The 15,718-nt window shown below is 45.9% G+C and carries 12 protein-coding genes; 4 read left to right on the forward strand and 8 right to left on the reverse strand.

The window, feature by feature from the left end:
* Window positions 1-109: 109 nt before the first annotated feature.
* The 5 genes from DW096_RS02835 to tsaD all read right to left on the reverse strand — a co-directional run bounded on the left by DW096_RS02835 (window position 110) and on the right by tsaD (window position 2,379).
* Complete coding sequence (locus DW096_RS02835) at window positions 110-268, reverse strand: DUF4295 domain-containing protein (protein WP_005827735.1); 159 nt, start codon at window positions 266-268, stop codon at window positions 110-112.
* Between the two features lie 14 nt (window positions 269-282).
* Window positions 283-471: a 50S ribosomal protein L33 gene (gene rpmG / locus DW096_RS02840; RefSeq protein ID WP_002560155.1), complete on the reverse strand. Its 189-nt coding sequence runs from the start codon at window positions 469-471 to the stop codon at window positions 283-285.
* Between the two features lie 20 nt (window positions 472-491).
* Entirely contained in the window at window positions 492-752 is a 261-nt protein-coding gene (gene rpmB, locus DW096_RS02845) for a 50S ribosomal protein L28 (RefSeq protein ID WP_004291052.1), read from the reverse strand.
* Window positions 753-873: 121 nt separating this feature from the next.
* The gene (locus DW096_RS02850) at window positions 874-1,341 is read right to left on the reverse strand and encodes a CinA family protein (protein WP_117962528.1); all 468 of its coding nucleotides are present in this window, start codon (window positions 1,339-1,341) and stop codon (window positions 874-876) included.
* A 15-nt stretch (window positions 1,342-1,356) separates the two neighbouring features.
* The gene (tsaD, locus tag DW096_RS02855; protein ID WP_005827731.1) at window positions 1,357-2,379 is read right to left on the reverse strand and encodes a tRNA (adenosine(37)-N6)-threonylcarbamoyltransferase complex transferase subunit TsaD; all 1,023 of its coding nucleotides are present in this window, start codon (window positions 2,377-2,379) and stop codon (window positions 1,357-1,359) included.
* A gap of 204 nt (window positions 2,380-2,583) precedes the next feature.
* On the opposite strand from tsaD, the gene DW096_RS02860 reads away from it, so the two are divergent.
* Complete coding sequence (locus tag DW096_RS02860) at window positions 2,584-7,056, forward strand: translocation/assembly module TamB domain-containing protein (protein ID WP_120028666.1); 4,473 nt, start codon at window positions 2,584-2,586, stop codon at window positions 7,054-7,056.
* Between the two features lie 157 nt (window positions 7,057-7,213).
* Here DW096_RS02860 and dnaB read toward each other — a convergent pair whose 3' ends face one another.
* Entirely contained in the window at window positions 7,214-8,785 is a 1,572-nt protein-coding gene (dnaB, locus tag DW096_RS02865) for a replicative DNA helicase (RefSeq protein WP_118931222.1), read from the reverse strand.
* Window positions 8,786-9,083: 298 nt separating this feature from the next.
* On the opposite strand from dnaB, the gene ispE reads away from it, so the two are divergent.
* Both ispE and DW096_RS02875 read left to right on the forward strand, forming a co-directional pair.
* The gene (gene ispE, locus DW096_RS02870; protein ID WP_118931214.1) at window positions 9,084-9,917 is read left to right on the forward strand and encodes a 4-(cytidine 5'-diphospho)-2-C-methyl-D-erythritol kinase; all 834 of its coding nucleotides are present in this window, start codon (window positions 9,084-9,086) and stop codon (window positions 9,915-9,917) included.
* A gap of 83 nt (window positions 9,918-10,000) precedes the next feature.
* Window positions 10,001-10,495, forward strand: a complete 495-nt coding sequence (locus tag DW096_RS02875) for a PepSY-like domain-containing protein (protein ID WP_118931215.1) — start codon at window positions 10,001-10,003, stop codon at window positions 10,493-10,495.
* 69 nt (window positions 10,496-10,564) lie between these two features.
* Here DW096_RS02875 and purT read toward each other — a convergent pair whose 3' ends face one another.
* Together purT and DW096_RS02885 are read right to left on the reverse strand one after the other, a co-directional pair.
* Window positions 10,565-11,731 carry a formate-dependent phosphoribosylglycinamide formyltransferase gene (gene purT, locus DW096_RS02880; RefSeq protein ID WP_118931216.1) on the reverse strand — a complete coding sequence of 389 codons (1,167 nt, stop codon included), beginning with the start codon at window positions 11,729-11,731 and terminating at the stop codon, window positions 10,565-10,567.
* Between the two features lie 138 nt (window positions 11,732-11,869).
* Window positions 11,870-13,387 carry a DUF4301 family protein gene (locus DW096_RS02885; RefSeq protein WP_118931217.1) on the reverse strand — a complete coding sequence of 506 codons (1,518 nt, stop codon included), beginning with the start codon at window positions 13,385-13,387 and terminating at the stop codon, window positions 11,870-11,872.
* Window positions 13,388-13,492: 105 nt separating this feature from the next.
* On the opposite strand from DW096_RS02885, the gene DW096_RS02890 reads away from it, so the two are divergent.
* The gene (locus tag DW096_RS02890) at window positions 13,493-15,712 is read left to right on the forward strand and encodes a bifunctional (p)ppGpp synthetase/guanosine-3',5'-bis(diphosphate) 3'-pyrophosphohydrolase (protein WP_005827714.1); all 2,220 of its coding nucleotides are present in this window, start codon (window positions 13,493-13,495) and stop codon (window positions 15,710-15,712) included.
* Window positions 15,713-15,718 lie beyond the last annotated feature (6 nt).

The following is a 15,718-nucleotide window of genomic DNA, read 5'->3' on the forward strand; positions in this document are numbered from 1 at the left end:
ACGAATATTAAAAACTTCGTCCTCTTTTTAAAAAGAAATCCCCTTACCGGAAATACCGACAAGGGGGATCTTTATAAGTCATCAGCGCTTTACAGCCACTGTATTTATCTTATTTCTTAAAGAAGTTCTGAACATCTTCATTACGGACCATCTGTTCATCAAAGATGTAAGCACCAGTCTTAGGAGACTTCACCATTTTGATAACCTTTGTATAAGAACGTCCTTCTTTGCTTCCTTCGTGCAAGGTTGCTACCGCTTTCTTTGCCATAAGTTATAGATTTATTATTTAATTTCTTTATGTACTGTCACTCTCTTCAGAATCGGATTGTATTTCTTCAACTCCAATCTCTCTGTGGTATTCTTTCTGTTCTTCGTCGTAATATAACGAGAAGTACCCGGCATACCGCTATCCTTGTGTTCTGTGCATTCCAGAATCACCTGTACTCTGTTACCTTTTGCTTTCTTTGCCATAATCAGTATTCTCCTCTACTTTAGCCAATAACTTTAATGCTTTTCCAATCACAATAACCTTTAGCTACCGCATCTTTCAAAGCAGCGTCCAGTCCTTTCTTATTAATAATGCGCAAACCATTAGCGCAAATGCTAAGGCTGATCCAGCAATCCTGCTCTACATAGTAGAACTTCTTGTTAAACAAGTTCAAATCAAAGGTTCTCTTTGTTCTTCTCTTTGAGTGTGAAACATTGTTGCCAATCATGGCCTTCTTTCCGGTAATTTGACAAATCTTTGACATTTCTATCTTAATTTTATAGTTTTCTTTTTTGCCTATTTCAAACAGAGCGCAAAGTAAGCACTTTTATCGTTACCAAACAAGTTTTTCTTAAAATAATTCACTGTATGATAGCATTTTTTCCTCATTTCAGCTTCTCACAAAGCAACAAAAGGGCATTTTGAATTGCTTTTTCCACATTTCCCTTTCTTCCCTCGTCTCCCTCCTGCTTCATGGTAACGATTTCATTTTTATAGGCAGCGGCTATCCACACCGTACCCACCGGTTTTTCCGGAGTCCCACCTCCAGGACCTGCAATACCGGAAGTAGCCACTGCACAATCTGTTTTCAGCGTTTTCATCGCACCTTTCACCATTTCTGTAACAGTTTCACGACTTACCGCTCCATGTTTTTCCAATGTTTCGGCAGATACATGCAGCAAAGACATCTTTATTTCATTGGAATACGCCACTATACCACCATTAAAGTATTCCGAACTGCCAGGAACGGAAGTTATCAAAGCGGAAATTCCTCCGCCCGTACAACTTTCTGCGGTGGAAAGGGACAATTTCTTTGCTTTCAGCAACTCTCCTACCTTTTCTTCCAGCTTCATACCTTATTATATATATTATCCTAAAGTCACACGCGAATAAGCAGGTGCTTCCATCGGACAAAAATCCTTATCCATATACTTGAAGTATCCGGTAATGGCAATCATGGCAGCGTTATCCGTTGTGTAGCTGAACTTCGGAATAAATATTTTCCAACCATACTTCCCGGCATGCTCACGGAAAGCATTACGCAATCCGTTATTGGCAGAAACACCTCCGGCAACAGCCACTTCCTTTATTTTATATTGCTTGGCGGCTTTGCGCAACTTATCCATCAAGATATCTACTACGGTAGCTTCCAGCGATGCCGCCAAATCCGTCTTGTGATGTTCGATGAAATCGGGGTCGTCCTTCATCCAGTCGCGCAGAGAGTAAAGAAACGAGGTCTTAAGTCCGCTGAAACTATAATCCAACCCTGGAATATGCGGTTTGCTGAACGAGAAGGCTTTAGGATTACCTTGCCGAGCCAGTTTGTCAATAATCGGACCACCCGGATATCCCAATCCCATTACCTTCGAGCATTTGTCAATGGCTTCACCGGCGGCATCATCAATGGTCTGCCCCAAAATTTCCATATCGTTATAGGCTTTCACCAAGATAATCTGTGAGTTTCCACCGGAAACCAGCAAGCAGAGGAAAGGAAATTCCGGCTGCACATTATCTTCACCTTCTGCTTTAATGAAATGAGCTAACACATGACCAGTCAAATGATTAACATCAATCATAGGAATACCTAATGAACGGGCAAACCCTTTGGCGAAAGATACCCCCACCAACAACGACCCCATCAATCCCGGTCCACGCGTAAAGGCCACAGCACTCAATTCCTCTTTGGTTACTCCGGCGCGTTTCAATGCCTCATGCACTACCGGAACTATATTTTGTTGGTGCGCGCGGGAAGCCAGTTCAGGCACTACCCCGCCGTATGCTTCATGCACAGCTTGGCTGGCCACCACATTCGAAAGCAGATAACCATCTTTGATGACAGCTGCAGAAGTGTCATCACAAGAAGATTCTATTCCCAAGATTATTGTACTCATAATGTTTATTTACGTTTAAACGCTGCAAAAGTAGTGATAAAAGTACGATTCATAACGTATTATTTCATATTTTTGTTGGCTGATTATAAAAATTAACCGCCTATCAGAAAGCTAAAAAAAACAGTACGCTGGGTACTCGGTATTGTATTGGGATTGTATATCGGTACCATATTGTTGCTAAACATTCCATCCGTTCAGCGACAAATGTCTGTATTTGTTGCCAATGAACTGGCTTCCATACTGGACAGCAAGATTTCCATTGGGCGAATAAACATAGGATTGCTGAACCGCATCATCATCGACGATCTGCTCCTGGACGACCAGTCCGGCAAGGAAATGCTGAAGGTGACCCGTCTTTCTGCCAAATTCGATATTCTCCCCCTATTCAGCGGCAAAATATCCATCAGTAACATACAATTGTTCGGCTTTAACATCAATCTGAACAAGCAGACTCCCAAGGATAAACCTAATTTTCAGTTTGTACTCGACGCATTCGCATCCAAAGATACGGTTCAAAAGAAAAACAACCTGGATCTCCGTATCAATTCCTTACTGATACGCCGCGGAAAGGTTTCATATGATGTGCTGTCCGAGAAAGAGACTCCGGGAAAGTTCAATCCACAGCATCTCCGCTTGCGTAACATTATTGCAAACATCTCCCTAAAAGCATTGCAAAATGATTCTATCAATGCTGCCATCAAGCGTCTGAGCATCGAAGAAGAACATTCCGGATTTGAATTGAAGAAACTAAGCCTAAAGGTTATCGGTAATGACCAACGGATGAAAATCGAAAATTTCGCCATCGACCTCCCCAACACCTCTTTGGCAATGGATACTATACACATGGATTATGACAGTCTGGGGGCGTTTGACAATCTTGCCCAAGATGTCCGTTTCTCATTCCATTTGCTGCCCTCTCAAATCGCCTTGCAGGATTTATCGGCTTTTGTTCCGGCTTTTGGTTCTTTTAAGGAAAAATTGCAAGTAGAGGTACAGACAGACGGCACTGTCAATCAACTGAATTGCCCGCACCTTTCCGTCTCTGTCGGAAATCATTTTTATCTGAGGGGAGACGTATCACTACAAGACCTTTCCCATCCGGAAAATGCTTATATATTCGGCAATTTGTCCAATTTGTACGCAGCCCCGGAAGGAATTGCCTTCTTTGTCCGGAATTTCAGCAAGAACTATAATGGAGTACCTCCCGTCCTGCAACACTTAGGAACGGTTTCCTTCCGTGGAGAAGTATCGGGCTACTTCACAGACCTCGTAACTTACGGACAAGTACGCACTGACATCGGAACCATCCAAACTGACGTAAAACTAAGTTCTAACAAAGATAAAGGTTATTTTGCCTATTCCGGTGCAGTGAAAACCAAAGAGTTTGAGCTGGGCAAGATGCTGGGTAACAAAAAACTGGGTAAAGTAACTTTCAATCTGGATGTCAACAGCAGCCATTACGAAAACCAATACCCATCCGTACTGCTGAAAGGGCTGGTTGCCTCCATTGATTACAGCGACTACAATTACGAAAATATCACCCTGGATGGAGAATACAAGCAGGGAGGCTTCACGGGAAAAGTCGCCTTGGATGACACCAATGGTTCTGTTATTTTGAACGGTACCATCAATACCGCCAGTCGGGTACCGACTTTCAACTTTCAGGCAAGCATCGACAAATTTCGTCCTCATGCCCTACATCTGACACCCAACTATGAAGATACGGAAATATCAGTCAAAGTCAAGGCTGACTTCACCGGCGGTTCCATTGACGAGATGAACGGTGAAATCAACGTTGACAGCTTACTGTTCGCAGCTCCGGAAACACAATACTTCCTGGACAATCTGAAGATATCCGCCATCAGAGAAAGCGAAGACCAGAAACGGCTGACCATCCAATCCAACTTTCTCCAAGGTAGCATAGAAGGCGATTATTCTTATCGTACCCTGCCTGCCAGTGTACTGAATATCATGCGTCGTTATATCCCCGCCTTGATTCTGCCAGACAAGAAACCCATAGAGACGGAGAACAATTTCCATTTCGACATGCACATTTACAATACGGAACTACTCTCCACTGTCTTTCAGATTCCGGTAAAAGTATATACCCATTCCACCATTAAAGGATACTTCAATGACAAGGCACAGCGACTCCGTGTAGAAGGCTATTTTCCCCGTCTCCGCTATGAAAACAAATTCATCGAATCCGGAATGTTCCTTTGCGAGAATCCCGGTGACCAGTTCCATACACGCCTACGCTTCAGCAACCGCAAATCAAGCGGCGCTGTCAATATAGCTTTAGAAGCGCAAGCCCAGAACAACAGCATACAGACCACGCTGAACTGGGGTAACAGCAGCACTGTAACCTACAGCGGGAAACTCGCCGCCGTCGCCCACTTCATCCGTGAACAGAAAGAAGCGAATGAAAACAAGAGGAAACTTCCCCCCTTAAAAACCGTCATTGATGTCCAGCCCACCAACGTGATACTGAACGATACGCTATGGGATATACATCCCTCCCAAGTGGTACTCGACTCCGGCAAAGTGTATGTCAATGATTTCTACTTCAGCCATAAAGACCGGCACTTGCGTATCAATGGTATCGTTTCACCACAACCCGAAGATACAGTACGTCTGGATTTGAAGGAAATCAACATCGGTTATGTGTTCGACATTGCAGACCTCGGAGTCAATTTCAAAGGAGAAGCCACCGGTCCGGCTTTCGCCAGCGGAGTACTGGAAACCCCCGTCATGAGCACCGACTTGTTTATCCGCAATCTCGGATTGAACGAAGGCTTGCTGGGTGATGCCAACATACACGGAGAATGGCACCACGACGTGAAGGGCATCTATCTGGATGCCCATATCCGGGAGAAAGATATCGCCAAAAGCCATGTGTATGGCTATGTCTATCCCTTGAAGCCCACCAGTTCATTGGATCTCCAAATTGAAGCGGGCGGTACCAACTTGAAGTTTATACATCATTATATGAGCAGCATCACGCCCGAATTCAACGGACGTGCCACCGGCCATGTACATTTCTATGGCAAATTCAAGGCTCTCACCATGGAAGGGCGTGTATTCGGCGATGCTTCCATGAAGGTAGACGTGCTCAACACCACTTTCTCCGTCAAAGACAGCATCTACATCGAGCCCGGCGGGTTGACCTTCCGCAACAACCGCATTTTCGACACGCAAGGGCATCAAGGCAGCATGAGCGGCTATCTGCAATATCAGCATTTCAAGAACCTGGAGTACCGTTTCAATTTCAATGTCAACGACATGCTGGTGATGAATACCAAAGAATCACCGGACTATCCCTTCTACGGCACCGTCTACGGTACGGGGAATGCCACTATTGCCGGTAATGCCCAAGATGGCGTTAACATTGACGTTGCAATGACTACCAATCGTAACACCACCTTTACCTATATAAAGGATAACGTATCTACAGCAGTCAGCAACCAGTTCATCAAGTTTGTGGACAAGACGCCACGCCGTGCCGTACAAGACTCTGTTCGCCTTTCCGACTACGAGATTGCCCAAAAGGAAATCGAGGAAGAGAAAGAGAGCGACACTGACATCCGGCTGAATCTCTTGGTAGACGCCACCTCCGACGCTACCATGAAGATTATCATGGACCCTATCGCCGGCGACTATATCAGTGGACGGGGAACCGGAAATATCCGTACTGAGTTCTTCAATAAAGGAGATGTAAAAATGTTCGGCAGTTACCGGATAAACCAGGGAGTCTATAAATTCAGTCTGCAAGAGGTTATCCGAAAGGACTTTATTATCAGGGATGGAAGTACCATTACATTCAACGGTTCGCCGCTGGATGCCACTCTGGACATAAAAGCAGGCTATACGGTCAACTCAGCATCCTTAAATGACCTAATGCCCAACGAGGCAACCTCCGGCTACATCAGCCAGACAAATGTAAAAGTGAACTGTATGATGGACCTTACCGGACAATTGACTTCACCCGATGTAAAATTCGACATCGAGCTGCCCAACGAACGCGATGAAGTGCAGGCCATTGTCCGTAACTATATTCCTACTGACGAGCAAATGAACATGCAGATACTCTATCTGTTGGCTATCGGCAAGTTCTATACCCCGGAAAACTTGGGAGCCACCCAGAATTCGAATATGATGTCCAGTGTTGTTTCATCCACCCTTTCCGGACAGTTGAATAACGCTTTATCGAACATTCTCGATGTTAATAACTGGAACTTCGGCACCAATTTCAGTACCGGTGAAAGAGGCTGGACAGACATGGAGTTCGAGACCATGCTTTCGGGGCAATTATTGAATAACCGACTACTTATCAATGGTAATTTTGGCTATCGTGACAATCCGATGGCAAATACCAATTTTGTGGGAGACTTTGAAGCAGAATGGCTCGTCAACCGTTCCGGAGACATCCGCCTGAAAGCGTACAACGAAACGAACGACCGCTACTACACCCGGACAAATCTGACAACACAAGGTATTGGCATTATCTTCAAAAAGGATTTCAACAAATGGAGTGAGCTCCTTTTCTGGAACAGATGGAAACTCAACCGGCTGAGAAAGGAACAAGAAATAAAACAAGATACTCTATCCTCTGATAAAATAAACACAGAACAGCAGATGCCCGAGGCACAATCAAAACGGAAAAGGGAGCAAAAGTAAAATTGACGTTCTTACTGTCCACATTGAAGGTTTTAGAATAAGTAAATAGGCTCAAATACAGTATTTAACATGGCTACACCCTTTGTACCTAAAGGTGTAGCCATCACTCTACGATGGTATAGGCATTCAAGGCAAAGGGTGTAGCCATAAAAATACATCAGAAAGGTAATGGCCCGTCCGACCCCACACCTCCAAACGGGTTGTCCGTCTGTGGCGGAAAATCAGCAGCCGATGGAGGTGGCGGTGTTGCCGTACTTCCGATAGGCGCATTCATACGTGAACCGAATGTAGCTCCTCCACCCTCTGTCGGAGGTGGGATAACCATATCATCCTCCGGATTCTGGAAACGGGTGTACTGTCCGATAAATCTCAGACGCACATCCCCCACGGCACCGTTACGGTGCTTTGCTATGATGATTTCCGCCATACCGCGCAAGTCACTGCCATCGGCAGAAGTATAAATCTTGTAATATTCGGGACGGTGGATGAAGCACACCATATCGGCATCCTGCTCGATGGCACCGGATTCACGAAGGTCACTCAACTGGGGACGCTTGCCTTCCTCGCCTTCACGGTTCTCCACACCACGGTTCAACTGCGACAAGGCGATGATAGGAATGTTCAGCTCCTTGGCCAAACCTTTCAATGAACGCGAAATGGTACTGACTTCCTCCTGACGGCTACCAAAAGACATTCCGCTTGCATTCATCAGCTGAAGGTAGTCGATGATGATAATCTTCACTCCGTGTTCACGTACCAGACGCCGTGCCTTCGTACGGAGTTCGAATACCGACAAAGAAGGCGTATCGTCCACATAAAGCGGAGCATCCAGCAAGTCACGCAGTTTGTAATCCAACTGCTGCCATTCATAGTCTGCCAACTGGCCACTCTTGATTTTCTCACTCGGAATCTCGCACACGTTGGATATCAGACGGTTCACCAGCTGCACGTTACTCATTTCAAGCGAGAACAGTGCTACGGGATTGCGGAAATTCACGGCAATGTTTTTTGCCATGGAAAGTACGAACGCCGTTTTACCCATGGCAGGACGGGCTGCAATAATGATGAGGTCGGACTTCTGCCATCCGGAAGTCATCTTGTCCAGCTTGGTATACCCACTTTCCAAGCCACTCAAACCATCGGTACGGGCGGCAGCTTTCTGAATCAAATCATAGGCTTCGGCAATGACGGGATTAATTTGTGTATAATCCTTCTTCATGTTCTGCTGGGAAATCTCGAACAGCTTTCCTTCGGCCTCCTGCATCAGGTCGTCCACGTCCAGCGTCTCGTCGAAAGCCTTGCTCTGGATATTACTGGTAAAAGTAATCAATTCACGTGCCAAAGCTTTCTGCGCAATGATACGTGCATGGTATTCGATGTGTGCAGAAGATGCCACCTTACTGCTAAGTTGGGTAATATAGAACGGGCCGCCCACTTCCTCCAATTCTCCCCGCTTGGAAAGCTGCTCCTTCACGGTGAGGATATCGACCGGCTTCTGATTCACGGCCAAATCGGTAATAGCGGAATATATCAACTGATGTCTATGCTCATAGAATGACTCCGGACGAAGAATTTCACTTACCAGCGAATAAGAGTCCTTCTCAATCATCAAGGCTCCCAAGACAGCTTCTTCCAGCTCCGGCGCTTGCGGCTGGATACGTCCGTAGTCTGTTACGGGCTGTGGTGCCTTTCCTTTCGGAGTACGGGATGTTCTTCTTTGTTCTGCCACTTTAAGAATTAAAAAATGAAAATTAAAAATTAAATGAACTTCCCTTTTTAGAAAGGGGAAGCAAAGATAGTGCAAACCGAATACATAACTTTCATGCTTGCATGAAAAAGTTATGTTGAGGTGCAGCCTATCTTCGCTCGTATGGCAAAGATAAGCGAATTTATTTATAAGCAGTAAATAAATCATTGTTAAGTTTTCAATCTACTATGAACAGAAATCACTAACTTTGTCTTTGGAAGCTGCACTCCAATAGCTTCTCCTTTTAATTTTAAATTATTAATTCTTAATTTTCAACGCCATGCTGACTTTTCCAAATGCCAAAATAAACTTGGGACTGAATATCACAGAGAAGCGTCCGGACGGATACCATAATCTGGAAACCATTTTCTATCCGGTTCCCATAGAAGATGCTTTGGAAATAAATGTCTTGAACGAAGGAAACGGCAAGTTCCGTCTGCATCAGGCAGGTCTGGAAATTGAGGGAAAAGCAGAGAGCAACCTGGTAGTGAAAGCCTACAAGTTGCTGGACGACCGGTTCAACCTTCCTCCGGTAGACATCCATCTCTTCAAGCATATTCCCTCGGGAGCCGGACTGGGTGGCGGCTCGGCCGATGCAGCCTTCATGCTGAAACTGCTGAACGACAAGTTTGAACTCGGACTGCCGGATGACACTCTGGAAGAGTATGCCGCCAAGCTGGGTGCCGATTGTGCCTTCTTCATCAAAAACCGTCCGACTTACGCAGAAGGTATCGGAAATATCTTTTCTCCCCTTCCGCTTTCATTGAAAGGATACCGGATATGGTTGGTAAAACCGGACATTTTCGTCTCTACACGGGATGCCTTTGCAAAGATAAAACCGCATCATCCGGAAATGTCCCTGAAAGAAATTGCCCAACTTCCCGTAGAAGAATGGAACGGACGAATGGTCAATGACTTTGAAGAAAGCGTATTCCCCCAATTCCCGGCTATTGGAGAAATCAAGGAAGAGATGTACCGGCAAGGAGCTGTATATGCCTCCATGAGTGGTTCGGGGTCATCTGTTTACGGATTATTCAAGGAAGGTGCCGTACTGCCGGAAGTGGATTTCGGAGAAAAAGCTTTTGTATACAAAGGCCGGCTCACTGATATTTAAAAATGCATCAACCAATATACTGATTTCCGGAAACAAAAATACAACAAGGTTGTTCTTACAGAAAACTCAAAACAACCTTGATTATGAAAAAGTTCAAATTCGGTATTCTGGCAGGACTACTCGTCTTGTTGTCAGTGTCCGCCTTTGCGGAAGGGCGTCTTCCTGCAAATATACAAACAGCTTTTCTAAAGCTCTATCCTCAAGCAACGGATGTGGAATGGGAGCAAATGGCCGGTTGCTACGTGGCAGAATTTATTGCAGATGGTCAGGAAATTGATGTCTGGTTCAATAAACAAGCGGAGTGGGTTATGACTGAAACGGATGTAGAGTCACTGGAAAAAGTGCCGGCTCCCGTGGCAGAAGCATTCATGAGCAGTACAATGACCGGCATGAGATTAAGGGATATAAGAATCATCACCTTTCCCAAACATCCCACAGTGATAATAATTGAGGTGGAACAATACAATTCCGATGAAGAATTCCAACTGTTCTATGCTCCGGATGGAAAACTATTACAAAGCCTCGATGTAACAGAACTTGGAGGAGAGATTTATCCCGGACTCTTTTTCAATGATTAATACTGACGATTGGTGATTTGTTGATGGTATCCATTCATCAACAAATCACCAATCATTCATCACTAATCATTAATATACCTCTACCCTATCAGCAATACGCTTCGCTTTGTCGCGCAGCGTGTCAAGATCACTGTCAAGAGGTGCATAACACAGCACTACACCCATACGGCGGTTTACGCGGGTAGTAGGCTTACCGAAAATACGCAGATAAGTGTCCTCTTCTTTCGTAACCTCTTCCATACCACGATAATTGGGACGTTCCTGGCTGGCTATCGGAGAGAGGATAACCGCACTGGCTCCTATACGCTCCTGCTTGATGCCAGGGATAGGCAGACCAAGCACCGCACGGCAATGCAATTCAAACTCATTCAGATTCTGCGTTCCGGCCAGAGTTACCATGCCCGTATCGTGCGGACGTGGAGAGAGTTCGGAGAAATAGACACCGTTCTCATGGCTGAGAAAGAATTCCACTCCCCACAATCCGGCACCGGTCAAGGCACGGGTCACTTTCTCTGCCATATCCTGCGCCTCCTTCAAGTGGGCAGGGTCAATATGGGCAGGCTGGAAGCTTTCGCGATAGTCCCCGCCCTTCTGTACATGACCGATAGGCGGACAGAACAAGGTCGGGCCATTCTTCTGCGTTACGGTGAGCAATGTTATCTCACTGTCGAACTTGATGAATTCCTCAATGATAAGTTCTTTGATGTCTCCACGGCTACCATTACAGCCATATTCCCAAGCATGCTCCAGTTCGTCGGCACTCTTTACGAGAGACTGGCCTTTGCCGGAAGAGGACATCAGCGGTTTCACCACACACGGGAAACCTATCTTTTCAGCAGCAGCTTTCAGTTCATCCAGAGATTTGGCATAAAAATAGTTGGCAGTCTTCAATCCCAGTTCTTTAGCTGCAAGGTCGCGTATGGCCTTACGGTTCATGGTAAAGTTCACGGCGCGTGCACTGGGCACCACTTGAATACCTTCTTTCTCGAAATCGTACAGACGTTCCGTACGGATAGCCTCGATTTCCGGAACAATAATATCCGGCTGGTGTTTGCGTACCACGCGTTCCAAAGCATCTCCATCGAGCATGCTGAATACTTCACATTCATCTGCCACTTGCATGGCAGGCGCTCCGGCATACGAGTCGCAAGCAATAATATACTGACCTTTGCGTTGGGCGGAAATAACAAACTCCTTGCCCAACTCACCGGAACCCAACAATAAAATCTTTTTCATCAATTCTTTTATTTACAATTTTATATATTTACGATTAGACGATGTACGATGTACGATTAGAGTTACTTTAAATAACAAACCGCCACGAGCAAAAGCAATCCCAATCGTACATCGTAAATCGTCCAATCGTAAATCCCCTTATTGGTGTTGTTCTCTCAACAAGTCATTCACCGTCTTTACCGGATTGAATGTAGTCAGAGGCACTTCTACAAATACAGTGTTCCAATCACTCATGGCACCGTTCCACAAACCGGGAAGTTCAAGCGCCTTCAAGTCCTTGCCGTTCTTGGACTTATAGGAGATGAACCCCGTGGCTTTATCCACATACTTCACGAGATTGAACTTATGTCCTTTATAGTCACGTACGGCGCAAACCAAATCCACCGGATTGAAATGGGTACCCTTTTCAAACATTTCCTTCTTTTCCGGATCGTTCATATCAATCTGCGAACTTTCCAGAATCTGCAGAGAGATAGTGCCGTCACTGTTGTATGCCAAGAACGGACCTCCACCCGGTTCGCCTACGTTCTTCACCATACCGCAGACGCGCATCGGACGGTTCAGTTTTTCTTTCAGGTATATCACCAGTTCGGCATCCTCCAGATTCTTCGTCTCCGGGTTCTTGCAATAAAGTTGCTTCTGCAGGAATTGCAGGATTTCAAGAATTTGTTCGTGTGTATATATCCCGCTGTCAAGCAACTGCAAATAGGCAAATGCCTTCTGCTGCAAAGCTACCAGCACACCGGCAATCAGTTTCTTATATAATACGGTGTCACCCTTCAGCTTGTCGGGTACCACATTGTCGATATTCTTTATGAAGATAATATCCGCATCAAGGTCATTCAAGTTTTCAATCAAGGCGCCATGACCGCCGGGACGGAACAACAATTTGCCATTGTCGCGGAAGGGTTTGTTTTCCATATCGGCGGCAATGGTATCGGTGCTCGGCTTCTGTTCCGAAAAAGAGATGTTATAATCCACCCCATACTTCTTTGCATAAGCGGCAGCCTTTTCGTCTACCAAAGCCTTGAACAAGGCACGATGTTCGGGCGAAACCGTGAAATGCACATTCACCTTACCGTTCTTATTGGCAGCATACAATGCTCCTTCTACCAAGTGCTCTTCCAGCGGCGTGCGGCTACCGTCTTCATACTTATGGAACTTAAGCAATCCTTTGGGCAGAGCACCATAGTTCAGTCCGGCCCCTTCGAGTAAGGCAGCAACAACCGCCTTGTAGTTTCCGGCGGCAACCAAAGTCGGTATATCCTTTCCGGCAGTCCTCTGGCAAGCGGTATTCAAGTCATCATAGAAGGCAAACTTCTCTATTTTCTCAAAGAAAGTCTTTTCAAAGTTTGTCTGGGGAGTGTCATAGTCTGCCCCGAGAAATTCAAACAAGTTCTTGAACATACGGCTGGCAGCACCCGAAGCAGGCACAAACTTCACCACCACTTTATCGGTTTGTGTATATGCCTCCCAGGCATCCAGGTATTTCTTCTGTTCATCCGTATCCGGAGCCAGTATACCCTTTTCTACAGAAGCGGCGGCAGACAGCTTCAAGTATGGAAAACCTTTTTCGAAACAAGCCAACTGTTCGGCTATTTGTTCTTCGGAGATGCCTTTATTTTCGAGCAACTCTTTGTCTTGCGGTGTTATCATAATATCTTGTTTTATTAATTCATGCCCAAAAATACAAAAAAAGCAGAACTGCCGTCAAGAAAATGAAGAAAAAACTTACCTTTGAAGCATAAAATACGGACGATTATGGAAACTGATGAATTTTTCACTATCAAAGAGAAAGATTTACTCTTCTCGCTCTACCGCAAACTGTTGCAACTTTCCGGAGAAACCCTCCAGAAGGGGGACTGCAAAAAGCTGAAAACACATCTTGTCAATACTATACAGAACAACCGTATCCAGCGTGATATATTCGGTTTGAATCCCGTCATCAAAGATATGCAGACGGCTGTCATTGTAGCGGAAGAAATCGGAATGAAGCGTGCTTCTATCCTGGGGCTCATGCTGCACGACTCCGTGCGCTGCGGCACTTGCACCGCTCTGGAAGTGGAGCAAATCTATGGCGAGGATGTGGCAGGCATCATCCGGGGATTGATACGTGTAAACGAACTTTATTCCAAAAGCCCTACCATCGAGTCCGAGAATTTCCGCAACTTGTTGCTGACTTTCGCCGAAGACATGCGTGTCATTCTCATCATGATTGCCGACCGCGTAAACATCATGCGGCAGATAAAGGATTGCAAGAACGATGAAGCCCGTCGGCAGGTAGCCAACGAAGCGGCTTATCTCTATGCGCCCCTTGCCCATAAGCTGGGTCTGTACAAATTGAAGTCGGAACTGGAAGACCTCTCATTGAAATATACAGAAAAGGAAGTTTACTACCATATCAAGGAAAAACTGAATGAGACCAAGGCATCGCGTGACAAGTACATTGCCGCCTTCATTGCACCGGTACAGAAGAAGCTCGAAGAAGCCGGACTGAAGTTCCATATTAAAGGACGCACCAAGTCCATCCACTCCATCTACCAGAAAATGAAGAAGCAGAAATGCCCCTTCGAAGGCGTGTATGACCTGTTCGCCATCCGCGTCATCCTGGACTCTTGCCTGGAAAAGGAGAAACTGGAATGTTGGCAGGCCTACTCCATCGTAACAGATATGTACCAGCCTAACCCGAAAAGGCTACGCGACTGGCTGTCCGTACCTAAAAGCAACGGATATGAATCACTGCACATCACCGTGATGGGCCCCGAAGGCAAATGGGTGGAAGTACAAATACGTACCGAACGCATGGATGATATTGCCGAACGAGGCCTGGCCGCCCATTGGCGATACAAAGGAGTGAAAGGTGAATCTGGTCTTGACGAATGGCTGACTTCCGTACGCGAAGCCTTAGAGAGCTCGGACAGCAACGGACTGGAAACGATGGACCAGTTCAAACTGGATTTGTACGAAGACGAGGTATTTGTATTTACCCCCAAAGGTGATTTGTTCAAACTTGCCAAAGGCTCCACCGTGCTCGATTTTGCGTTCCACATCCATAGCAAACTGGGCTGCAAATGTATCGGTGCAAAAGTGAACGGCAAGAATGTACAGCTGAAGCAAATGCTGCATAGCGGTGACCAGGTGGAGATAATGACATCGAATACGCAGACGCCCAAGCAGGACTGGCTGAACATCGTAACCACCTCCAAGGCACGCACCAAAATACGCCAGGCATTGAAGGAAATGGCTGCACGCCAGCACGCCTTCGCTAAGGAAACCCTGGAACGCAAGTTCAAGAACCGGAAGATAGAGTATGATGAAGGAACCATGATGCGCCTCATCAAGCGCCTCGGTTTCAAGATAGTGACCGACTTCTATCAAGCCATAGCCGATGAAGAACTGGATGTCAACGAGATTATAGACAAATACCAGGAACAGCAAAGACGGGAAAATGATACGCGCGACGATATTGTCTACCGCAGTGCTGAAGGCTATAACCTTCAACAAGGCATACCGGAAGAGATAGGTACCAAAGAAGATGTACTGGTCATTGATCAAAATCTGAAAGGATTGGATTTCAAGTTGGCACGCTGCTGCAATCCCATCTATGGAGATGATGTATTCGGCTTTGTCAGTGTGACGGGAGGTATCAAGATACACCGTTGCGATTGTCCCAATGCCAGTGATTTGCACTCACGTTTCGGCTACCGTATCGTGAAGGCACGCTGGGCCGGAAAGTCACAAGGTACACAGTACCCCATCACCCTGCGCGTAGTGGGACACGATGACATCGGCATCGTGACCAACATCACTTCCATCATTTCCAAAGAAACGGGTATTACTTTGAGAAGCATCGGCATTGACTCGCATGACGGGCTGTTCTCCGGAACACTGACCATCATGGTGAGCGATACGGGACATCTGGAAGCGCTCGTCAAGAAACTGAGAACAGTAAAGGGAGTGAAACAGGTTTCAAGGAATTAAGCAACA

It is taken from the genome of Bacteroides sp. AM07-18 (assembly GCF_003602695.1).
Lineage (GTDB): Bacteria > Bacteroidota > Bacteroidia > Bacteroidales > Bacteroidaceae > Bacteroides > Bacteroides uniformis.

Coding starts and splice junctions, on each gene's coding strand:
- DW096_RS02890 (WP_005827714.1), top strand. CDS start 13,493: ATGGAAACTGATGAATTTTTCACTATCAAAGAGAAAGATTTACTCTTC.
- purT (WP_118931216.1), bottom strand. CDS start 11,731: ATGAAAAAGATTTTATTGTTGGGTTCCGGTGAGTTGGGCAAGGAGTTT.
- DW096_RS02860 (WP_120028666.1), top strand. CDS start 2,584: ATGTCTGTATTTGTTGCCAATGAACTGGCTTCCATACTGGACAGCAAG.
- ispE (WP_118931214.1), top strand. CDS start 9,084: ATGCTGACTTTTCCAAATGCCAAAATAAACTTGGGACTGAATATCACA.
- rpmG (WP_002560155.1), bottom strand. CDS start 471: ATGGCAAAGAAAGCAAAAGGTAACAGAGTACAGGTGATTCTGGAATGC.
- tsaD (WP_005827731.1), bottom strand. CDS start 2,379: ATGAGTACAATAATCTTGGGAATAGAATCTTCTTGTGATGACACTTCT.
- DW096_RS02850 (WP_117962528.1), bottom strand. CDS start 1,341: ATGAAGCTGGAAGAAAAGGTAGGAGAGTTGCTGAAAGCAAAGAAATTG.
- DW096_RS02885 (WP_118931217.1), bottom strand. CDS start 13,387: ATGATAACACCGCAAGACAAAGAGTTGCTCGAAAATAAAGGCATCTCC.
- DW096_RS02835 (WP_005827735.1), bottom strand. CDS start 268: ATGGCAAAGAAAGCGGTAGCAACCTTGCACGAAGGAAGCAAAGAAGGA.
- rpmB (WP_004291052.1), bottom strand. CDS start 752: ATGTCAAAGATTTGTCAAATTACCGGAAAGAAGGCCATGATTGGCAAC.
- DW096_RS02875 (WP_118931215.1), top strand. CDS start 10,001: ATGAAAAAGTTCAAATTCGGTATTCTGGCAGGACTACTCGTCTTGTTG.